Origin of the sequence: Sedimenticola hydrogenitrophicus, assembly GCF_029017505.1 — a bacterium.
GTDB classification, from domain to species: domain Bacteria; phylum Pseudomonadota; class Gammaproteobacteria; order Chromatiales; family Chromatiaceae; genus Sedimenticola; species Sedimenticola hydrogenitrophicus_A.
The window spans coordinates 128,488-147,961 of record NZ_JAQGEI010000002.1 but is presented as its reverse complement, the minus strand read 5'-3'; the positions used below and the strand labels follow the sequence as shown (position 1 = coordinate 147,961).

Here is a 19,474-nt window from a genome sequence, read left to right as displayed (position 1 = left end):
GCGTTATAACTCGTTGCAATAGAATGACTATTACGCCTCGTTATGCCTTGCCAGACACCACGCTGCACGCACCCTGGCGGCCGTCCAACTGAGGATTCTAGGATCATCCGTCCCCCCGGCGGTAACCTGACAGGCTGCTGATCAGCAGGCGCAGAGCGATGACGGCGAAGCCGAGCGGCATGATCAGCTGAAACGGCCAGAGGGGTAGGAGGTCGAGAAAGCGGCTGCCCGCCTCATATTCAAACAGTACGAAGCGGGCCGCATGCCAGGCCAGCAGGACGCAGACCAGGGCGCTGAAGCCGTCGGTGAGGCGGCGCACGCGCCTGACGGCGCGCTCCGGCAGGTAGCGGGAGAACAGGTCGATGCGGATGTGGTGGTGGTCGCGGGTGGCGACCATGGCGCCCAGCAGGGTGAGCCAGAGCACCATCAGCCGCAGGCTCGGATCACCCCAGGCGAGGCTGTAGTCCGAGAGGTTGCGCAGCAGGATCTGCCCGGTGGCTAGCAGGATCATGGCGGTCAGCAGCAGGCTCAGCAGCAGATCCTCGAGTCGCCGCAGCAGCACCCCCGCCTGACCCAGTCCGGTCCTCAAACCTCCGCTCCCGGCGTTTGCTCGCTTGCGTGCAGGTGCAGTGCCAGCCAGATGCAGTGTGGAGCGGCGGAGGTGTCCAGCACCCGATGGGGGGTACCGGCCGGTATCAGCAGGCTGTCGCCCCGGCCGAGCCGGATGCGCTCCCCGCGCACCTCCAGGATGCCCTCCCCCTGCAACACCATGACCCACTCGTCCTCCTGCTGCAGAAACGGCTCGGAGCGAAAGTGCGGGGGGCTGATGATACGCAGGAGCCTGGCATGGGGGTTTTCGGCCAGGGTTTCAAACTGCTCTTCCTGTACGTCGTCCGGCAGCTCGGCCAGCAGGTTGCGGGTACGCACGCCTAGCCCCGGGTGTTTCTGAAATCATCCAGCAGCCGTTGCAGCTGTTGGATGAGCGGCGGATCGAGCCGGCGCTCCTCCTGCAGGTTCGCCTCCACCTTGTCGATCAGCTGCTGCCAGCTTTCCCGCGCCCCATCCAGCGGTCGATGAAACTGGATGCCCTGCTGTTGCAACGCCTCACGGGCGCCCAGATTGTCGCTTCGGTTCTGTTGGTTGATCTGTCGAAAGCGGTCTTCCATGACCTCCCGGAGGATCGCCCGGTCGCCAGTGGAGAGTTTGTTCAGCGCCTTTTCGTGGATCACCAGGGTGCCGTAGAGATAGATCAGCGGAATATCGGCGACGTGCCGGATGCGGGTGTGCCACTGCAGGGCAATGGCCCCGACTGGCGAGGCGCCGACGGTATCGATCAGGCCGGTCTGCAGCCCGGTCAGCACGTCGGTCAGGGGCAGCGGCACCGGTGAGACGCCGATACTGCGAAAGGCGCCGAGGCTGATCTGATCCCCTTCGGGGGTCCAGATCTTCTGCTGGCGCAGATGCGCGACGCTGTCCAGGGGCAGTTGCGACATCAGGTAGGCAAAGCCCCCTTCGCTGATGCCATAGCTGGCGAACCCGCGCTGCTTCAGGCCGGCGATCAACAGGGGGTCCATGCGTTCACGCACATAATCGACTTCGGCAAATGAGCGGAACAGAAATGGAAGGCTGTAGAGCTGAATGTCGGGATAGACGGCCGCCAGCCCGCCGGCGGTGAGGGCCCCGCCGTGCAGCTGTCCGATGCGGATTTTCCTGAGCACGCTGCTATCGTTGCCCATCACCCCGCCGGGGTAGAATCGCAGCTTCAGCCGCCCCGCGGTGCGCTGTTCCACCTCCGTGGCACAGGAGCGCAGTTGGTTCATCCAGTTGCTGCCGTCCGGCGCCAAGGTGGCGATCTTCAGGGTGGCGGCGTGGATCGAGGCGCTGGCGATCAGCAGTAACAGCAGTATCAGCAGTATCAGCAGGCGTTTTTGCATGGCGCATCCAGGCGTTGTTGTCGGGTTGAGAGAGTTTCAGCCAAATTCATTCTCGCATGGTAACTACTCACGGGGTGATTGGCCTGCCTTGCCGGCCTCACACGATGGCTTGTCTCCTCGAATCCGGCCCCATTTTCAGCGCCTGCCCAAACTCGCTTCGCTCAAACAAGGGCAGGCTTGAATCTGAAAAAGGGGCCGGATTCGAGGCGCCATCAAGATCGGCCAACAAGGCAGGCCAATCACCTACGAACCGGGTGAGCAGTTACCTCGCATTAAAAGTACTCATCCTGCAGCAACCGCTCCGCCTGCTGTTTTGCCAGGATGTTACTCAGCGTCAGGTCAGGCGCCTCCGCCGGGGCCGCCAGCACTTCATTCAGCAGCCGGTCATGCAACGCCTGATCAAACACCAGGCGGGCATAGCGCCGCGCATACTCCACCTTGGCCATCAGATCGCGGCCCTCGGAGTAGGCGATGGCCAGTTCGAAGTGCGCCCGGCCGATCTCCGGCTTGCCACCCAGGGCCGGTGGCAGTTGCGAGTGCATTACCCCCAGATAGAGTTGGGCACGGCCATGCTCATAAGCGGGCGCCAGGGTGATGATCCGCTCCAGCAGGTATTCCACCTTGGGCAGGTCGGCCAGGGCACCCCAGTCGTCACTGTGCGCCGCGATCCAGCCGGCCCAGCTGGTGGCGTAGACATAGAGCAGTTCCAGCTCTTCCGGTGCCACCCGATCAAGGGTGGTCGAGAACTCGGCAAAGGGGGCGCCGGCCTGTTCACATATCGCCCCATAACGGGAGCAAAACGCCAACCGGGCGTATTCGCGTGAGCGCTGGGTGAGCCGCTTGACCCGGGCCGGTTCCTTGATCAGTCCGGTGGCGAAGGCGCCATAGAGGCGGGCACCGGCCAGCAGCAGGGCCTGGTCACCCGGAGTGTCACGGATCATGCCGTCGAGCAGCAGCAGGTAGGCGGGAGCCCCGGCCCGGACGGTGTCGGGGTCATCCTGGTTCAGCATGGCGCTGGCGAGATTGTCGGCCAGCCGCTCCCTGGCCACGGAGGCACAGCCGGCCAGCAGTGACAGCATCAGCAAGACGATGAGGACCCGATACGGTGGTGCGGGCGTCCCCGTGCTGTCCGGCGTTTCCGCCAGCACTTGGTCAGCGGTGTTTCTTGTTGACCTGTTCAATATGGTGGACCCAGTTGCGGAACGCGGTGCCGAGATTGAATCCCCCGTGGCAGCGTCCCCGGAAGGTGCCGAAACAGCGGTCGGAGGGATGCGCCGCGTCTTCGCGGCGGGTCGAGCCGATATTCAACAGCAGGATGATGAAAAAGACGTCCAGCACCAGCAGCAGTATGACCGCCGGGCCATGCAGCAGGATGCTCTGTCTGGTCCAGCTGAAGATGGCGGCCTGATAATCGATGGCGACCCAGATGGTGGCGAACAGCAGGGCCACCGCGAGGAGGGAGGAGAGGTCGGCCAGCCGCTCATGCGTGCGGCCAAAGCCCTTGATTTGCGAACAGATCGTCATATCCACCCCGCCCGATAGTTATTATGGTCTGCTGAAAGTAAGGAAAAACCCAGGAAAGTGCAAGCGGGACGGGAGGTCGGTGCCGGTCGGGGTGGCGGGTTGAGTGTCCGGCTGTTACCGCGAAAGGGTTATCGCAGCTAATGCAGCTCCTGCAATTCTCTCACTGACCACGACGCGCCTACCCCCGGCAAGGCCTTACTTCGATCCCCCCATGCAGGGGGGGGACTTGGGGAAGCTGCCGCCCCGTGCCTGCCACTCCGCCGGGGTCATGGTGTGCAGCGCCAGGGCGTGCAGGCTGCCTTCGAACAGCGGTCTGACCAGGTTGTTGATGGTGCGGTGGCGTTTGACCAGGGGCAGGCCCTCGAAGCGGTCGCTGACGACGACGATCTTGAAGTGGGATTGGGCGCCCTTGGGTACGTTGTGCATATGGCTCTCATCGATCACTTCGAGATAATCCGGCTCCAGGGCCTCCACGATCAGGCTGGTCAGTTTCTCTTTCATGGCCTCTCTACTCGGTTGATATCGTTGGCTCCCGAGATAATACGCCGGATGGCGGTCACTTATTCAATGCGAATCCTGGGGGATTGGCTCCGGACGATTACCCGGCCAGAAACGCCTCGGTCAGCCGGTATTGCCGCTCGGCCTCGCCCTCCGCTTCGATGGAATCGCTGTCGATCATCAGGCAGTTCTTCGCCATGCGGGAGTGGATAGCGGCCTTCCAGGCGGCGTTGAGGTTGTCCGTGGTCAGGGCGTCGGGGGTCAGCGCGGCGGCACAGGCGGCGGCGATGAAATGTTCCGCCTGCAGGCCCCAGTCGGCGTCGTGGCCACAGGCGGTGTAGGTCTTGGTGGCGATGGATTTGGCCACCTTATAGGCATCCTTCAGCTCCTCGGTGGTGCTTTCCGGCAGCAAGGCCACCTTCAGAGCGTTCATCAGGCGCGGATTGTCCACCAGCGCGCTCACGCTCTGGGTGTAGCGTGCCCCGAGGAGGCGCTGCTGTTCTCTGGAAAGGCCATTCAGTGCGTTTTTCAGCGCCTGGTCATTGCTGATGTTCATGATGGATCTCCCTTGCCTGGGCCGTATGGCTATAAACGCCGGTGCATGACGGTCGATTGCGCCGGCTCAAGAATTGTCCAACAATCGAATCACCTCAAGGTGATGGTTTTTACCTGCCCAGGATCGGGCGGTTTCTCCCGCAAAGTCGGTGATGCCGATGGTCGCGCCACCCTCGATCAGGGCCGCGACGCTCTCCAGATGCCCCTGCTTGGCGGCCCAGATCAGGGCCGTCCAGCCTTTGGTGGACTCCTGCAGGTTCGGATTGGCCCCCTGCGCGAGCAGGGACTTGACCAACTCCGCGTGATTGTTCGACGCCGCCAGCATCAGTGCCGTATAGCCCCCCTTGTCGGCCAGGTCCAGCCCGGCGCCCGCCCTGATCAGCCGGTCCGCTGCCTGGCTGTGGCCATTGAGTGCCGCCTTCATCAGCGGGGTCCACTGGCAGCTGTCGCGGCTGTCCACCGGATCATGCGCCGCTAAGAGGGTCTCTATCCTGAGCGTATCGCCCCGCTCGGCGGCCACAATCAGCTCCGGGGTATCGGTATCCGCCGTTGCCGGTTGCTCGGCCGAGCAGCCGACCAGCAATAACATTGCCGGCAACAGCAACAGATAGACACTCCGCGGGTGTGGCGTCTTCATCAAAATCACCAAACATTATGAATATCTTATACTGCAGGGGGTGTGTGCTTGTCGACAATGATTATTCTCAATCTCTTGCCGGCCGTCATTGCAGGAGGCCCGGGGTAGGGCCGAATTCGCGGCAAAGTGTTGAGGGTGGATAAGCCGGTAGGCGCATCCACCGATGACTTACGGTGGGCGGGGACGGAGTCAGGCTGATTGGTGGATGCGCTGTCGCTTATCCACCCTACATTCGAACATTTTTTATAAGGCGAGGAGTGATGCCGGTGGATGTGCCTCTGGCTTATCCACTGTCGGAATCCTTGTCGGGCCGAAGTTGTAGTTGTAGGGTGGATAAGCCGGTAGGCGCATCCACCATGGCGCTGACGGGTTAACTGTCGGAACCCTTGTCGGGCCGGTAATAGGGGCTGGGGAAGGGGGTGATGTTGGCGTTTGCATCCAGCTCCATGATCTTGCACTGGCCGCGCTTCTCCACCTCGTCCACGCGGATGATGGCATGCATCGGCACCAGGGTGCGGCTCACGCCACTGAACTCGTTCTTCAGTTTCTCTTCCGAGGGGTCGATCACCAGGCCGCTGGCTTCGCCGAATATCAGATTGCGGATCTCGATAAAACCGAACACCTCCGCCTGCTTTACCGATTCGGCATAGAGCTGGTAGATCTTGCCCTGGTTGATGAAGGAAACTCTGAATATATGCATATTGGGGGGCGACCTACCGTTCCTCCGCCAGCTTCCGGCATGCCTTGCAGAGTCCGTACAGGGTCATGTTGTGTTCGGCCAGCCTGAATCCCGCCTTCTCGGCGATCTGGCGCTGGCGCACTTCAATGGTGTCGTCGTTGAACTCCTTCACCAGGCCGCAACGCACGCAGATGATGTGATCGTGGTGGTCGCCCTCGGCGATCTCGAATACCGCCCTCCCACCCTCGAACTGGTGACGCTTCACCAGCCCGGCCTGCTCGCACTGGGTCAGGACGCGATAGATGGTGGCGACACCGATGTCCTCATCCTGGCTCAGCAGTATTTTGTAGATATCCTCGGCGCTGGCGTGTTGCCCCTCGCCCTGACTCAGGATCTCGAGGATCTTGAGTCGTGGCAGGGTGACCTTGAGTCCGGCCTGTTTCAGCTTTGATGTGTATTCGGTCACTGGCCCTGATTCCTGGTGGGGATTACCTGTGTTGAAGTATACCACCCCGTTTCCGCATAAGGCATCCGTCACACCCTCCTCCCCGGGGTACATGATGGCATCGCATCGGTGGTATGATTTCCCTGAGACTAAGTAATGTGATTGGACTGTATGATGAAAAATTGGCAGGAGAGACAATTTTCACGGCCGCAGGCCGCCCGTCAGGGTGCGGCACAGGGATGTGCCTGGCGCATGAAAAATTGGCAGGAGAGACAATTTTCACGGCCGCAGGCCGCCCGTCAGGGTGCGGCACAGGGATGTGCCGTATGAAAGAAAGTGAAAAGTTCAAGCTGGGCGAGGGCTTGCCGCTGCAGCAGGTGCTGGATGGCCTGCCGTATAACAGTGACGGACTGATCCCGGCGATCGCCCAGCAACACGACACCGGCGAGGTGCTGATGATGGCCTGGATGAACCGCGTGTCGCTGGATGAGACCCTGGAAAAGGGGCGGGTCTGCTACTGGTCCCGCTCACGTCAGAAACTGTGGCGTAAGGGTGAATCGTCCGGTCAGGTGCAGATTCTCAAGGATATGCGTTTCGACTGCGACGGCGATACCATTTTACTGCTGGTCGATCAGACCGGTCCGGCCTGCCATACCGGACGGCGCAGCTGTTTCTATAATGCGGTACGCGGCGACCGGGTTGAGGTGGTGAGCGAACCGCTGATCGATCCGGAAACACTCTACGGAAAGTAAGCAACGGAAATTCGGACTATGTTGGAAGTTACCCCCGTCAAGGCATTCAAGGACAACTTTATCTGGATGCTACACAACCCCGGCAGCGAGACGGCGGTCGCCGTGGACCCGGGAGAGAGCGCCCCGGTGCTGGCCTGGCTGGAACAGCGCGGGTTGCGTCTGAGCGCGATCCTGATTACCCACAAGCATATCGATCACACCGGCGGGGTGATGGACCTGCAGTTCGCCTTTCCCGGGATTGCCGTGCTGGGTCCGGCGAATGAGCCCATCCGCGGCATCAAGGTGCGCGTGAAAGAGGGCGAGCACCCAGAGATTCCCGGGCTGCAGGCCGATTTCACCGTGCTGGAGGTGCCTGGCCACACCGAAGGCCATATCGCCTACTTCGGCGAGGGGCTGCTGTTCTGTGGCGATACCCTGTTCTCGGCCGGTTGCGGGGGGATATTCGGCGGCACCCATGAGCAAATGCACGCATCATTGCAACGGATCGCGGCCCTGCCGGCCGATACCCTGGTCTACTGCGCCCACGAGTACACCCTGGCCAACCTGGGGTTCGCCAAATGGGTGGAGCCGGAGAGCGAGGCTATCCTGCGGCGAGAACAGGAGGTAAAGGCGCTGCTGGCGCAGGGGGAGAACACGGTGCCCTCCATCTTGCAGACCGAGTTGGAGACCAATCCGTTCCTGCGGGTGGGCACCCCGGCGGTTCAGGCGGCGGCCGAGCGCTATGTCGGCCACGCCCTGGGCAGTGGGGCCGAGGTGTTCACCGCAATCCGCCGCTGGAAGGACCGGGAGTATGATTAAATCTCCCCTGTCGTTTATGCAACGATAGTTTCGTAGGGTGGATAAGCGACAGCGCATCCACCGCAGCAATGGTGGATGCGCCTACCGGCTTATCCACCCTACGAAAATACTTTATCAAATTGAAGTAGTGCTAGTGTGGCACAGGGGTCGGAGTCAAATTGAGTTAACCGGCCGGGTTTGACCGTAACGCCTCACCCAATTTGACTCCGACCCCGTGGGATCAATTAACTACCGAATCACTAAGAGTAATCTATGGCCGAACAAATCCTGATCAAAAACGCATCCATGGTGAACGACGGGCGGATCCTGGAAGGCGATCTGCTGATCCGCAACGGCCGGATCGAGCAGATATCTCCCGAGATCGCCGCGTCCGGGCAGACCCGGGTGCTGGATGCCGAGGGCCGCACCCTGATCCCCGGCATGATCGACGATCAGGTCCATTTCCGGGAGCCGGGGGCCACCCACAAGGGGGATATGCGCAGCGAGTCCCGGGCGGCGGTGGCCGGCGGTATCACCAGTTTCATGGATATGCCCAATACCAACCCGCAGACCACCACGCGGTCGGCACTGGAAGCGAAATACGCCCTGGCGGCCGACCGGTCGCTGGCCAACCACGCCTTCTACCTCGGCGCCACCAACGACAATCTGGAGGAGCTGGTGGCCCTGGATCCGAAACAGGCGTGCGGGATCAAGGTGTTCATGGGGGCCTCCACCGGCAACATGCTGGTGAACAGTGAATCGGCCCTGGAGGCGATCTTCCGGGATGCGCCCATTCTCATCGCCACCCACTGCGAGGATACCCCGACCATCCAGCGGCTGGAGCAGGCCTACCGGGAGAAGTACGGCGAGGATGTGCCGATCGAGTGCCATCCCAAGATCCGCAGCGCCGAGGCGTGCTACCTCTCCTCATCCATGGCGGTAGAGCTGGCCAAGAAACACGATACCCGGCTGCACGTGCTGCACCTGACCACGGCACGGGAACTGGAGCTGTTCCAGCCCGGACCGCCGGACGGCAAGCGCATCACCGCCGAGGCCTGCGTGCATCACCTCTATTTCGACGACAGGGACTACGCGCGCAAGGGGAGTTTCATCAAGTGCAACCCGGCGGTGAAGGCCAGGTCCGACCGGGACGCCCTGCGCAAGGCGCTGGTGGACGGCCGCATCGACGTGGTGGCCACCGATCATGCCCCTCACACCCTGGACGAAAAACTCGAGAGCTATTTCAAGTCACCGGCCGGTCTGCCGCTGGTGCAGTGGGCGTTGCCGATGATGTTCGAGCTCTACCACGACCGCCTGATCACGCTGGAACAGCTGGTGGAGAAGACCAGCCATGCCCCGGCGCGCCTGTTCAATGTCAGTCAGCGCGGTTACCTGCGCGAGGGCTACTGGGCGGATCTGGCGCTGGTGGAGCTGAACAACCCCACCCGGGTGGAGCGCCGCGACGTGCTCTACAAGTGCGGCTGGTCGCCGATGGAGGGGGAGCGGCTGCGCTCGCGCATTGCCACCACCTTCGTCAACGGGCAGATTGCCTATCACAACGGCCGGGTCAACGATGGGGTATTAGGACAGCGACTGGAATTCGACCGCTGAGGGGATTTGGCACCGCAAAAGCCCCCCCCGGGGCGGCTCTTCCACAGTGGTTTTTTGTGGGATGCGGTGAGTGGAACGAACCGCATCGATCATGAATGATGCGCATCGCCGCGCCCGGCGCCGCCTACGGGCTATGCCCGATGGCCCCCTTGTCCACCCCTTCGAACGCCTCCACCCGGAATGTATCTTCAGGATGTTCCCGTTTCAGTACATCGGCAATATGCTGGGCCAGATTCTCCACCGTTGAATCGCTGTCGATCAGGTAGCAGCGCTGACTCGGGAGTTCCAGCCGGAACAGCCCCTGATTGGCGGTGTAGCCGAAGCGGTAGAAGGCCTGCCCCTGCTGCTGGACGGACTCCTGCAGGTCACTGAGGGTGCCGATATAGATATCCCGCCAGCGCTCTGCCCAGGCGGACTCCAGTGCCTGGTCCCGTTCGCCATTGCGATAGATGGTGATGCGCGAGCGGTGGCCATGGGCGATGCGCTGGCAGTTGCCGGCGTGGTGTTTCAGGCCGTGGCTGTAGCGGTACCAGGCGCCCTCGATCGGTTCTGCGTAGAGCCGCAGGCGCAGCTCCTGGATATTGTCCGGCAGCCGCGGCCGCAGCTGGTCGATGATGGCCCGAATCAGGCTCTCTTCGGTGATTTTCTCGGCCGGAATGAGCGCAATGGCGCTGTTGGGGCCGCTATGCAGCAGGGTCTCCCCGGATGCCAGTTGAAAGTGGATGTCACAGCGGTGCTCCTGCTGTTGTACCCGGCAGTGCGGATAGCGGGCCGGGACCAGCAGGCGATGATCGAACTCTTCGTCTATACAGCGCTTGACCTGCTTTTTCACCTCGCCGAAGTCGAGCACCATGCCTTGATGATCGAGTGACCCGTCCAGTTCGATATCCACCAGCCAGCTCTCTCCCAGCAGGCCCGCCACGGGATCCAGATAGGAGAAGTCCATTACCGTCAGCCGGTTAACAAACAGTGTGGTAGTCATCGTGGTTCCGGTAGTCGCCGTGTCAGGGCGAGCATCTTTGCAGGCTTTGTCGGCACAGGCAAGCCCTGCAAATCCGGCGGTAGAATCCTCCGGGAGCGGCTTTGGGCCTCCATGGGCGTAGGGGCAATCCCCCGTGGTTGCCCGATGTTTCGGGGCACGCGAGAAAAGGGTAGGCACGGGGGCCTACCCCTACGGGACATTCATAACCGGTCAGGTTCCCCCGCGCCGTCAGGCGACCCGTGCTTCCTCCCACTCCGCGGTGTTTGTGGATCGGCCCGGAGCCGTGGGCTGTGGTGAAGCAACTGACTCATCGGAAGTGATCTTGAACTGCTGCACCACCTGCTGCAACTCCGTGGCGAGCTGTCCCAGATGGGCGGTAGTGTTCATGGATTGTTGGGAGAGGGTGGCGGCGCTCTTGCTCTCATGGCTGATGGCGATGATCGAGCGGTTGATCTCCTCGGATACGCTGCTCTGCTGTTCCGAGGCCACGGCGATCTGCCGGTTCATGGCGTTGATGGTCTCGATGGCGGCATTGATCGCTTCCAGGGAGGCGCGGGCGCTGTTGGCCTGCTGCACATTCTCTTCCGCCGTGGCGCAGCCGTTCTGCATCGCCTTCACCGCCTGGTGGGTGTTGTGCTGCAGGTTGCGGATCATCTCCTCGATCTCGCCGGCGGACTCCTGGGTGCGGGTGGCCAGATTGCGCACCTCGTCGGCCACCACGGCGAATCCCCGGCCCTGTTCGCCGGCCCGGGCCGCCTCGATGGCCGCGTTCAATGCCAGCAGATTGGTCTGTTCGGCGATGCCCTTGATGACATCCAGCACACTGCCGATGCCCTCACTGTTCTTCTCCACCTGGCCGATGACATGCGCCGCGTTGGTGATCTCGCGATGCAACGACTGGATCGAGCGGGCGGTCTCCTCGACCGTCTTGTGCCCGGCCGCGGCCTCCCGGGTGGCCGAGCGGGTCGCCTCCGAGGCACTGGCCGCATTGCTGGCCACTTCGCTGATGGTGGCCGACATCTCGTGGATGGCGGTCGCCACCTGCTGGGTCTCCTGCTCCTGCGCCAGCACCATGCGGCTGATGTTGCGGGTGCTCTCGGTGGTCTCGGCGACGGCGCTGATGACCTGTCCGGTGGCGCTGGCGGTGTGCTGAACCAGCGCCTGGATCTTGTCGATAAAGGTATTGAAGGCCAGTGCCAGGTGGCCGATTTCGTCCCGGGTGCGGCTCTCCAGGCGACGCGTCAGATCCCCCTCGCCATGGGCGATGTCGTCCAGCGCCTCCACCACTTCGCCAAGCGGCTTGCAGATCGCCCGGCTGATCAGCCAGGCCATGAACAGACCGATGACCAGGCCGATTCCCATCAGCAGCGAAACGGTCAGGGTGGTCTGGTTGGTCTCATCGACCAGCGTGGTGTTGGTCTCGGTAATGGCGCTGGACTGAAGCGACTCCAGGGCGTTGAGCTTATTGTCGATCTCCTGGAACAGCGGGGTCGCCTCGCTACGCACCAGCCAGGCATCGGTGCGCCACTGATCACCACCGTGGATCTGCATCATCTTGTCGATATTGGCCTGGTAGGTAACCAGTTGACTCTGGAACTGCTGCAGTGAATCGGCCTGATCCAGGGTCAGCTCATCCTCGTGTTCCGCCAGCCGGGAGAGCAGTTGTTCGGTGCGCTCCATATAGAGTTTGAGATCGTTGGTCACAGCCTCGGAACGAAACGCCAGGTAGCCGCGGATGCTGCTCATCACGTTACTCCAGGCGTAACGCAGGTCGGCGAACTGGGTCAGCAGGGCACGGCGTTCCGGGGTGGCCTCCTCTTCCTGCTCCGAGGCGATCATCTGCGAGGTGAGCTGGACCATGACGCGGCTCATGGGATTGAGGTCGGTATTGGCGAAGGCGATGCCCGGGAAGTTCTTTTCATAGCTGGTGGCGGTATCGAGCAGGCGATCCCCCAGGGTGCGGAACCGCGCCAAATCCCCGGCGAGACCCTCCACCAGCGCCATGGACTGGCTGTCGGAGGTGACGGCCCGGAGTTGTTTCAGCTGACTCACCAGTGCCTCTGACTCCTGCTGCCCCTGCAGAAAACCGTTGCGGTGGCTCTCCTCCTTGGTTGACAGGAAAAACCCCAGCGCGCTGGCGGTCTGGTGGACCCGGGCGGAAAGCTCCTTGGAGAGCAGGGCGGTCGGCTGGCGTATCTCCACCATCTCCACCACCGAATGCTTCACATTGTCCAGGCTGTTGAGGGTCTGGATGGAAATGGCGGCGATAATGACCAGCAGCACGGCAAAGCCTGCCCAGATCTTGTGACGGATTTTCATGGTATTGAACACGGGGCTACCTCCATTGGAGAATCTTGATGATCCCTCTATTCGGTCCAACTCGGGGTCGGATCTCTTTATGTGGAATAGATTAACGGCGGTATATTGGGAATCTTTAGTTCCATGGGACGAGCAGGGTTTTTTAACGTGGGGGGGGGGTATTAAGGGGAATGGAGCCACCCGCCGGAATCGAACCGGCGACCTCATCATTACGAGTGACGCGCTCTACCAACTGAGCTAGGGTGGCGTATCCTGAGCCCCTGTTCCATAACACCATGGATCTGCGAACGGAAAAGGGAACGGGAGTATAAAGAAATGTCGCTCCGGGTACAACTGCTAACTGGCTCGGTAAGTGGCTGGAATATAGGGGGTTTCGGAGAAAATCCCTGTGATCATCCGGGGCCGGGTGATTCCGCCTGCCAGTTCGGTACCCACCCTCGACCCGACTCCAACCCTTAGTTCTTGATGCTATTGCTTGGGTCGGAGATGCACAACGACCTCAATGCCGCTGATCTCGGTGTCGGCCGGCGGTTGGGCATTGAGGTTTACACTGACTGACTCCGGATCGATGTCGCAGATCTCCTGGGTCAGTGGGTTATAGAAGTGGTGGTGCGGATGAGTGCTGGAGTCGTAAAAAGCACGCTCCTGATCGACAAACAGCTCTCGAATCAATCCCTTGCGGGCAAACAGCCCCAGTGAATTGTAGACCGTGGCCTTGGAGACCGGACGCCCTGTCTGGTTAGTCAGGGTGAGCACCTGCTCGGCCGACAGGTGCTGCGGGCGCAGCAACATGGTCGAGGCGATCTTCACCCGCTGCACTGTCGGGCTGATACCGTGACTGCGCAGCAGTTGCACGATATTTTTGCGGTGTTCGCTGTTGTGTGGATCGGTTGGGTTCATGGAGTCAGATTATAATCAGATCGCTGTTTGCCCGTCCAATCGGCGTGTTTCAGTATCTTAGTGTCAATTTCAGCGATTAGTAATATCGCCAAAACATCCAGCAATAACAGACCCGCTGACCCTCGCTTTTGGCAAAGTTCAGCGGTCCATTTTACTGGGAGATATCGAGCATCCAAAATCAGTACTTACTCAGTCGATTTCTTCCTTGTACCAGAAGGTGCGGAATCTTTGTCCAAAGGTTGGTGGGGTGGGCTTTAGAACCGAGGTGCCAGTTACTATACCAAGCCGTTTTTCTCCATTCACGTCAACGAGGACGGGTACAGGGGACGGTGGCAGCCCTCCTCCCACAAATTCATCGGACCGGTCGGTAACACCGTTAACTCCATTTACGCCATCTAAATCCATAACTGGATCCCCATTGGCATAATTGACGGCATAAAATCTCGCAATTCCAAGATTACCTGCACAGGTGTTTGGATCAATAGTAGCAGTTGGTGGTTGGCTGGTATTAAAAAAAGTTGCCTCGGATGTAGTAACAGAGCCACTGACAACTTTTTCACCCTCCGATAGGGTAATGAACCATCCGAGTGAAGATGCATCAACGCTTTGCGACATATCGGTTACGTCTACCAGGTCATCGGCCGTCCGGGTCGATGCGGTGTCTTTGATCATGAAGAATCTGTCGACGATTTCGCCGCCAAGCGCGCTGGTTGCCCAGCTTTGAATGTCATAGACTTCGTTAGCATCCAATGGGTGTTCTCTGTCACCCGAGCCGATCAGAATTGCATCAAACCCATCGGCCAGGACGATGTCAGGCGGAAACAGGAATTTTCTCTTGTGTTGGCCCGCTGTGGTTGTGTTTGACAGGTCATTGGTTTCAGCGGTTGTTTTGCCGGCAAGAGAGGCCATTTTTATAATGGACCAGTTATTGGGATCAGAATTGCTCATGTCCAGGCGCCAGACATTTCCGCCAGTGTCCCCAACATAGGCTCTGTCGGCAGTGGAAGGATTACTGGCCGTATTAGTAAGCACCGAGATGTCCGAAGGAATGCTGTAAAGCATGTCCGTTACAGTCACATTATGAGTTGCGCCGGTAGGCGCTGGGCCCGCCTGCCATAACACTTCGCCATTTTCCGCCTTAACAACAAGAATGCCCCGGCCCTGGGTGGCGGTGCCGGCAGGCCAGGCGTCGTCTGCCAAAGGGGCATAGCCAGCACCAAATACCAGTACATCTGTACGTTCCGTATCGCCCGGATTTGGTGAGTTAGTTAATAAATTAATGGGTACTACATTGGGCTTTGACCACGTCTGCCCTAACTCGGCATACCCTGTATCGCAGGTACCCGCGCTATTGCAACCCTTTTGCCACAATAATACAGGGTCATCTGGATCCGTAACGTCCAGGGCATAAATATAACGACCGCCTCGGCGTAAGGAGATGAATAAGTGGACTTTTTCAGCTTCACCGCCCACCGTGTCTTTGTGGTCACCATCGCCGTTTAGATCTGTTGCAAGGACGCCAATGCTCCCGTCGAAGAAATAGGGTTTGTTGTTACTGTCGCCCGGAATGGAGGGAACATTAATGAGCGTGGTGTTATCTCTTATTCGCTTCAAACCGCCTAAAAATTCAGACGGAACGAATGACCAGAGCTCAATCCCTTTTGAATCATCGGTACCCCCTTCTACGGCACGGAAGGTACCGTCATTGCTACCATAGAAGGTTACGAAGCGTTCGGATACTACAGTGTTTACACCCGCAATTTGATTCACTCGGGAGAAATTGACGACTGCGGGTGTGGAGTGTATGACATCACCGTGTATGGAAGGGCGTACTTCGCCTGCCGTGCGTTCTGCTGGTGTTGTATTGTCTGTGCCCAAAATCCAGTTGATGATTGCGTCTCTTTCCGTGTCGTCAGCGGCACCCAGCGCAGCAGTGCTGACGTTGGTATTGTTAAACGGTTTACTATCTAGTTGGCAGGGCGCTATGCAGGACGTGAATGCCGTACGTGTGGTGCCCGCTATGTAGGTGTCGCGTTGGCGCTGCGATACGCCGCCTTTCTCAACAATAGGCCCATCCGGGCTGTCGCTCTCCGTATATTCGGAGTGATACGCCCAGTAAGTCGAGGCGTGAGTCCAGAAGCTGACGGCATCATCAACCAGGAAGCCTGTTGTTGGGCTTTGGGCCTTTTGTCCGTTTTTGTCGGCCAAGAATAGTTGGGTGTCGAAACCCAGTTGAAATAGTTTTAAATTTCCATACCAAAGCGGTTTTGCATTTTCATCAGGTCTGAAAACCCCCATATATACTTGGTTTTCATTGGTGCCCCTGACGTTGACACTAACCGGCAGTGCGCTGGATGCAAAGACGCTATTGGTTGCCTGAATATCTTTAATGATGCTGCTAATCGCACTGACCAGCCCGCTAAGTGTGTCGGTCCCGGTAAATTCACATGCACCTACACCTGCGGATCCCACCGCGAAACAGCGTCCCTTTCCCTGTGAAGCCATACTCGCCAGCAGGGTGCTGTTGTCATCGCCTTGGCCGGTAGTGGTCGGGTGGACATCGATGGTGTAAGTAACTATATCCTGCGTGGCATTCATGAAACGTGCATATTCATCCGACCAGATTGTTTGTCTGCGAGCATAAGGTGACAGGTCAATAGGGTCCGTCGCCTGTTTGCCATTCAAAATATCGAGTAAATCCGAAGCGTCATTGTTTTCTCCATTATCCGGGCCGCCATTACTTATAAAAATAATATAGTTGTTGGCGCAAATCTGGCCGGTGTTTGGGTCGATATAGTTATTGGTTTTTGTTCCCCCGACAAATGCAGCCGGGTCTGCCTTGTCTTTCGTGCCTGAATAGGGGCTGCCCCCGGTAAAATACAAGTATGCTTCATTCATGGCTGTGGCCCAACGGGCACTGTCGCCTTTATCATTATTTCGGTCAAGACTGTCTAACAACTCAATGAGGTCCATCGTGCCGTTGCTATTAGCATCGTCACTTGCCAAATCATTTGTTGTAATTGCCTTTCTGACATAGGCGCCTTTGGTATTCGTAAGAGTGTCGCCACCCTCGGCAAAAAACATTAGGCCAATGTTGACGGTGCCGTCAGTCAAACTGTCTATGACTTGCTTTAGCGCAGTAATTTCAGGTGCAAAAATGGCATCACCGTCCACACTTCTTGACCAGTTGGCAGTGTTGTCGATGACGAATAATACATTGGGCAGGGCATTTGATGATGCCCCCGGGTTCATGAAAATGTCGATATCATCCGATATGGCTGGGCTCGTCATCAGCAGCAAGGCCGAAAATGATAGAATCTTACGCAATTTTGTTTTCATTAATATCTCCATCACTGGAAAGCTCAGGGGCAACTGCCAGCTACCATTAACAGTCTGACGCCCTGATGTAAGGTTGTCCGTGCTCCGGTGACACTGTCAGTGGCGGTGGCGGAGACTTCCCACTCTGTCTTCTGTGGGGCGATGGACCAGAGTGCAGAGAAGCCAGGAGCAGGTTTTTCTCCGAGGCAAACAGGCTGGGCGACGGTGACAGACTGTCCGCTATAGGTGTCGGTGTCACTGGCCGGGGTTTCAAATGAGGCGGAACTGCTGATCATCTCCTCAATTCCCTGCTGCACTGCCTCCTCCACCCTCATCTGGGCCTGCATGTTGCCGACGATTTTTAGGTCGATCGTGGTGTCATTTATGGCGGTGACGGCTAAGAGTGTCAGTACGGTGAGCATTACCAAGCCAACCACCAATACGAAACCGCGTTCATTAGTTGGATGATTAATCACTGTCTAGGTGCCTCCCTCTCTGCGACTTCCTGTATTAATGACCCGTGTTACTGAATTAAATGCATGTCGCTTGAACTTTGCATCGCTACCACTCGGGTCATATGAAGCACCTTGTGCCTGGCCTTGGCGGTATGTCTTACTGTCGGTGTATCCGGCGGATAGTTTGAGATTGCGGGATATGAGATTTATTCCAACGGCGATTGTATTCTCCCATTGATTCTTAGCATTTGTATAATTGGTCGCGATGGGCAACACCGCCCATTCATGGGTGGAGGTGTCTTGCTCATCGAGATCGCCATCGCCGCTTGTATCTAAACCAATATCCAGCTGGAAATCTTCAATACCATCTACTAGGACAACATTCTGCATGGCGGCGTCGACTCCTGAGAGCTCGAGTCGTCGCAAAGTAGGGATGCCGTCACCAGCACCGCAATCACGGCAACTGGCTATGTAGTACGCGTGCACAATATACTTTCGGATGTTGGCCGGGGTTGTGCCGTCTTTTTTCACAAGGTCAAAGTTGGTTTCGTTTGTTGCGTCATCTGCTGCAGACTCGGCAAATTTTAGCGATGATCCTCGGGTCTGCAGGTAGGCGTTACCTGGGTCAGTATCCAGGTCGCCTCTGTCTATAGTGGCTGTTGCTGCGCGTCGGATGATGAGTATATCGGTTCCGGCTTTGCGATTAGAAAAGCAGTCCCAAGCTACAGGTAACACCTCACTATCATCAAATGCTTGGACAGGGACGGGTAGCGCATCTTCCAGATTGCTAAGGCTGGTACTACAAGGATTGGGTGCGGCAAGTGGAAGTGACGGCAATTCGTACGCCTCACCGTAGAAACCTGCATGACGTAAATCTTCATTTACTATCGTCATGGCATAGCGGCCGTTTTCTAGCTGTCGGCTGCTTTTCATAAGCTCGACAAATCCGTTATTCATCTGGCTGAATACTTGAATTATCGCAGCAGTCAGAATCAGCGCCAGAAGCATGGCGATCATCAATTCGATCAAAGATAACCCTGACTGTGAGTCTTTTGATTTATGCATATCGTGTTGTTCCAGTGTTCAGTGTCACCGTCTAGTTCAAGGTCGCAAAGCGAATCACTTGGCTAACGACACGTCGTTGTGCGTCGTTACCATACTTGTTTTGGGCGCAGGTATTGGCAGGCGCCGAGGTTTCAGAGAGACCTTGCCAAGCAACACTGATGGTGTAGACATTGTTGTTGCCTACGATACAGCCCCGAGCGCCAACCAGGCCCCCGACATTGGTTCCTGAGAGGTTTTCCGCCGCCCCCTCGAGCATGTCATCCCATTCACTTAGGTCGCGATCCGCAACAGTATGGCATCCAGAACTGGGATCACTATCCACCCCAATTTCAGCGGCCTGATCGGGATAACAATCCCTTGCTGCACGGTTGTTATTCATGCGGCTGACCATGCTGTTTACTAGGAGTAGGGCCTGGGCGCGCTGCAATGATTCCAGCTCGGCCTTTTGTGCCTTGACCTGTAGCGACGCAAGTCCCAGTAATCCTACGGCAAATAACAGAACAGTGATTAAGACTTCGAGAAGTCCGAACCCCTTGCTGGATTGTTTTCGTATGCAATTATTCATGTTGAGCAATCACCATCGATTTCGTTTTCAGCTCTTCCCGAAGAATCGAGCGTGACAGTTCGTTTTTTTACTTGTTGGCTTTTATCGGTATTGCATACCTCGAAAGTGAGGTTGGCGGCCCTTCCATTGCTGGTAAAAGTGATGGCTGCGTTCGGGCCGCTGATATCCAGGCCATCCAGGGCATTCATGATCCGGAGTGTATCGCCGCCCGACGTGATCGACCAGCCTTCTTCCCAGTTGGGCGCATTATTGGCGGTAATGGTAACGCTGGTGTTGCGTTTAATTGCCTCGCTGCGCGTATAGGCAAGGGCGGCCATTACCTCGTGGGCGCCACGCTTTGCATTCTGATTCCGAATGAAATCGGTGAAGGATGGTATCCCGATTGTTGCCAGTATCACCAGTATCACCAAGGTGATGAGAAGTTCTATTAGGGTGAATCCAACTGTACGTAATGCCAT

At 58.2% G+C, this 19,474-nt stretch carries 21 protein-coding genes and 1 tRNA gene; 3 read left to right on the top strand and 19 right to left on the bottom strand.

The features are described from left to right. Positions 1 to 103 precede the first annotated feature (103 nt). The 10 genes from O9K64_RS02075 to fur form a co-directional block, all read right to left on the bottom strand. Entirely contained in the window at positions 104 to 589 is a 486-nt protein-coding gene (locus O9K64_RS02075) for a TRAP transporter small permease (RefSeq protein WP_275096412.1), read from the bottom strand. Next, positions 586 to 927, bottom strand: coding sequence for a cupin domain-containing protein (locus O9K64_RS02070; protein WP_275096411.1), 342 nt, complete (start codon positions 925 to 927; stop codon positions 586 to 588). Before O9K64_RS02070 ends, O9K64_RS02075 begins: the two co-directional genes overlap by 4 nt. 2 nt (positions 928 to 929) lie before the next feature. Continuing rightward, complete coding sequence (gene dctP, locus O9K64_RS02065) at positions 930 to 1,934, bottom strand: TRAP transporter substrate-binding protein DctP (protein WP_275096410.1); 1,005 nt, start codon at positions 1,932 to 1,934, stop codon at positions 930 to 932. Between the two features lie 272 nt (positions 1,935 to 2,206). Then, positions 2,207 to 3,115 (bottom strand): TRAP transporter TatT component family protein, encoded by a 909-nt coding sequence (locus tag O9K64_RS02060; RefSeq protein WP_275096409.1) that lies wholly within the window; start codon positions 3,113 to 3,115, stop codon positions 2,207 to 2,209. After that, positions 3,087 to 3,458 carry a cell division protein BolA gene (locus tag O9K64_RS02055; protein WP_275096408.1) on the bottom strand — a complete coding sequence of 124 codons (372 nt, stop codon included), beginning with the start codon at positions 3,456 to 3,458 and terminating at the stop codon, positions 3,087 to 3,089. Before O9K64_RS02055 ends, O9K64_RS02060 begins: the two co-directional genes overlap by 29 nt. A 195-nt stretch (positions 3,459 to 3,653) precedes the next feature. Further along, on the bottom strand, positions 3,654 to 3,959 hold the full coding sequence (locus O9K64_RS02050) for a BolA family protein (protein ID WP_275096407.1): 306 nt from the start codon (positions 3,957 to 3,959) through the stop codon (positions 3,654 to 3,656). A gap of 97 nt (positions 3,960 to 4,056) precedes the next feature. Beyond that, a complete protein-coding gene (locus tag O9K64_RS02045) occupies positions 4,057 to 4,512 on the bottom strand; it encodes a hypothetical protein (RefSeq protein WP_275096406.1) in 456 nt (151 codons plus the stop codon). A gap of 66 nt (positions 4,513 to 4,578) precedes the next feature. Next, on the bottom strand, positions 4,579 to 5,148 hold the full coding sequence (locus O9K64_RS02040) for an ankyrin repeat domain-containing protein (RefSeq protein ID WP_275096405.1): 570 nt from the start codon (positions 5,146 to 5,148) through the stop codon (positions 4,579 to 4,581). Between the two features lie 370 nt (positions 5,149 to 5,518). Further along, on the bottom strand, positions 5,519 to 5,848 hold the full coding sequence (locus O9K64_RS02035; protein WP_275096404.1) for a DUF1820 family protein: 330 nt from the start codon (positions 5,846 to 5,848) through the stop codon (positions 5,519 to 5,521). Between the two features lie 13 nt (positions 5,849 to 5,861). Further along, entirely contained in the window at positions 5,862 to 6,293 is a 432-nt protein-coding gene (gene fur, locus O9K64_RS02030; RefSeq protein WP_275096403.1) for a ferric iron uptake transcriptional regulator, read from the bottom strand. 305 nt (positions 6,294 to 6,598) lie between these two features. Here fur and hisI point away from each other — a divergent pair, with 305 nt between their 5' ends. The 3 genes from hisI to O9K64_RS02015 all read left to right on the top strand — a co-directional run bounded on the left by hisI (position 6,599) and on the right by O9K64_RS02015 (position 9,412). Then, positions 6,599 to 7,024 carry a phosphoribosyl-AMP cyclohydrolase gene (gene hisI, locus O9K64_RS02025; protein ID WP_275096402.1) on the top strand — a complete coding sequence of 142 codons (426 nt, stop codon included), beginning with the start codon at positions 6,599 to 6,601 and terminating at the stop codon, positions 7,022 to 7,024. Between the two features lie 18 nt (positions 7,025 to 7,042). Next, positions 7,043 to 7,822: a hydroxyacylglutathione hydrolase gene (gene gloB, locus O9K64_RS02020; protein WP_275096401.1), complete on the top strand. Its 780-nt coding sequence runs from the start codon at positions 7,043 to 7,045 to the stop codon at positions 7,820 to 7,822. A 252-nt stretch (positions 7,823 to 8,074) separates the two neighbouring features. Beyond that, positions 8,075 to 9,412, top strand: coding sequence for a dihydroorotase (locus O9K64_RS02015; RefSeq protein WP_275096400.1), 1,338 nt, complete (start codon positions 8,075 to 8,077; stop codon positions 9,410 to 9,412). 124 nt (positions 9,413 to 9,536) lie between these two features. Here the strand turns inward: O9K64_RS02015 and O9K64_RS02010 are convergent, their stop codons facing one another. From O9K64_RS02010 to O9K64_RS01970, 9 genes are all read right to left on the bottom strand, one after another. Next, positions 9,537 to 10,394 carry a 6-pyruvoyl trahydropterin synthase family protein gene (locus tag O9K64_RS02010; protein ID WP_275096399.1) on the bottom strand — a complete coding sequence of 286 codons (858 nt, stop codon included), beginning with the start codon at positions 10,392 to 10,394 and terminating at the stop codon, positions 9,537 to 9,539. A 228-nt stretch (positions 10,395 to 10,622) separates the two neighbouring features. Then, on the bottom strand, positions 10,623 to 12,713 hold the full coding sequence (locus tag O9K64_RS02005; protein WP_275096398.1) for a HAMP domain-containing methyl-accepting chemotaxis protein: 2,091 nt from the start codon (positions 12,711 to 12,713) through the stop codon (positions 10,623 to 10,625). 171 nt (positions 12,714 to 12,884) lie between these two features. Further along, positions 12,885 to 12,960 (bottom strand) — tRNA-Thr (locus tag O9K64_RS02000). Between the two features lie 221 nt (positions 12,961 to 13,181). Next, positions 13,182 to 13,613 (bottom strand): Fur family transcriptional regulator, encoded by a 432-nt coding sequence (locus O9K64_RS01995; protein ID WP_275096397.1) that lies wholly within the window; start codon positions 13,611 to 13,613, stop codon positions 13,182 to 13,184. A gap of 189 nt (positions 13,614 to 13,802) precedes the next feature. Beyond that, complete coding sequence (locus O9K64_RS01990) at positions 13,803 to 16,952, bottom strand: pilus assembly protein (RefSeq protein ID WP_275096396.1); 3,150 nt, start codon at positions 16,950 to 16,952, stop codon at positions 13,803 to 13,805. 23 nt (positions 16,953 to 16,975) lie between these two features. Beyond that, positions 16,976 to 17,407: a PilX N-terminal domain-containing pilus assembly protein gene (locus O9K64_RS01985; protein WP_275096395.1), complete on the bottom strand. Its 432-nt coding sequence runs from the start codon at positions 17,405 to 17,407 to the stop codon at positions 16,976 to 16,978. 3 nt (positions 17,408 to 17,410) lie between these two features. After that, on the bottom strand, positions 17,411 to 18,451 hold the full coding sequence (locus O9K64_RS01980) for a PilW family protein (protein ID WP_275096394.1): 1,041 nt from the start codon (positions 18,449 to 18,451) through the stop codon (positions 17,411 to 17,413). 31 nt (positions 18,452 to 18,482) lie between these two features. After that, positions 18,483 to 19,016 (bottom strand): type IV pilus modification protein PilV, encoded by a 534-nt coding sequence (gene pilV, locus O9K64_RS01975; protein WP_275096393.1) that lies wholly within the window; start codon positions 19,014 to 19,016, stop codon positions 18,483 to 18,485. After that, a complete protein-coding gene (locus O9K64_RS01970; RefSeq protein ID WP_275096392.1) occupies positions 19,013 to 19,474 on the bottom strand; it encodes a GspH/FimT family pseudopilin in 462 nt (153 codons plus the stop codon). The genes pilV and O9K64_RS01970 overlap by 4 nt, the downstream gene beginning before the upstream one ends.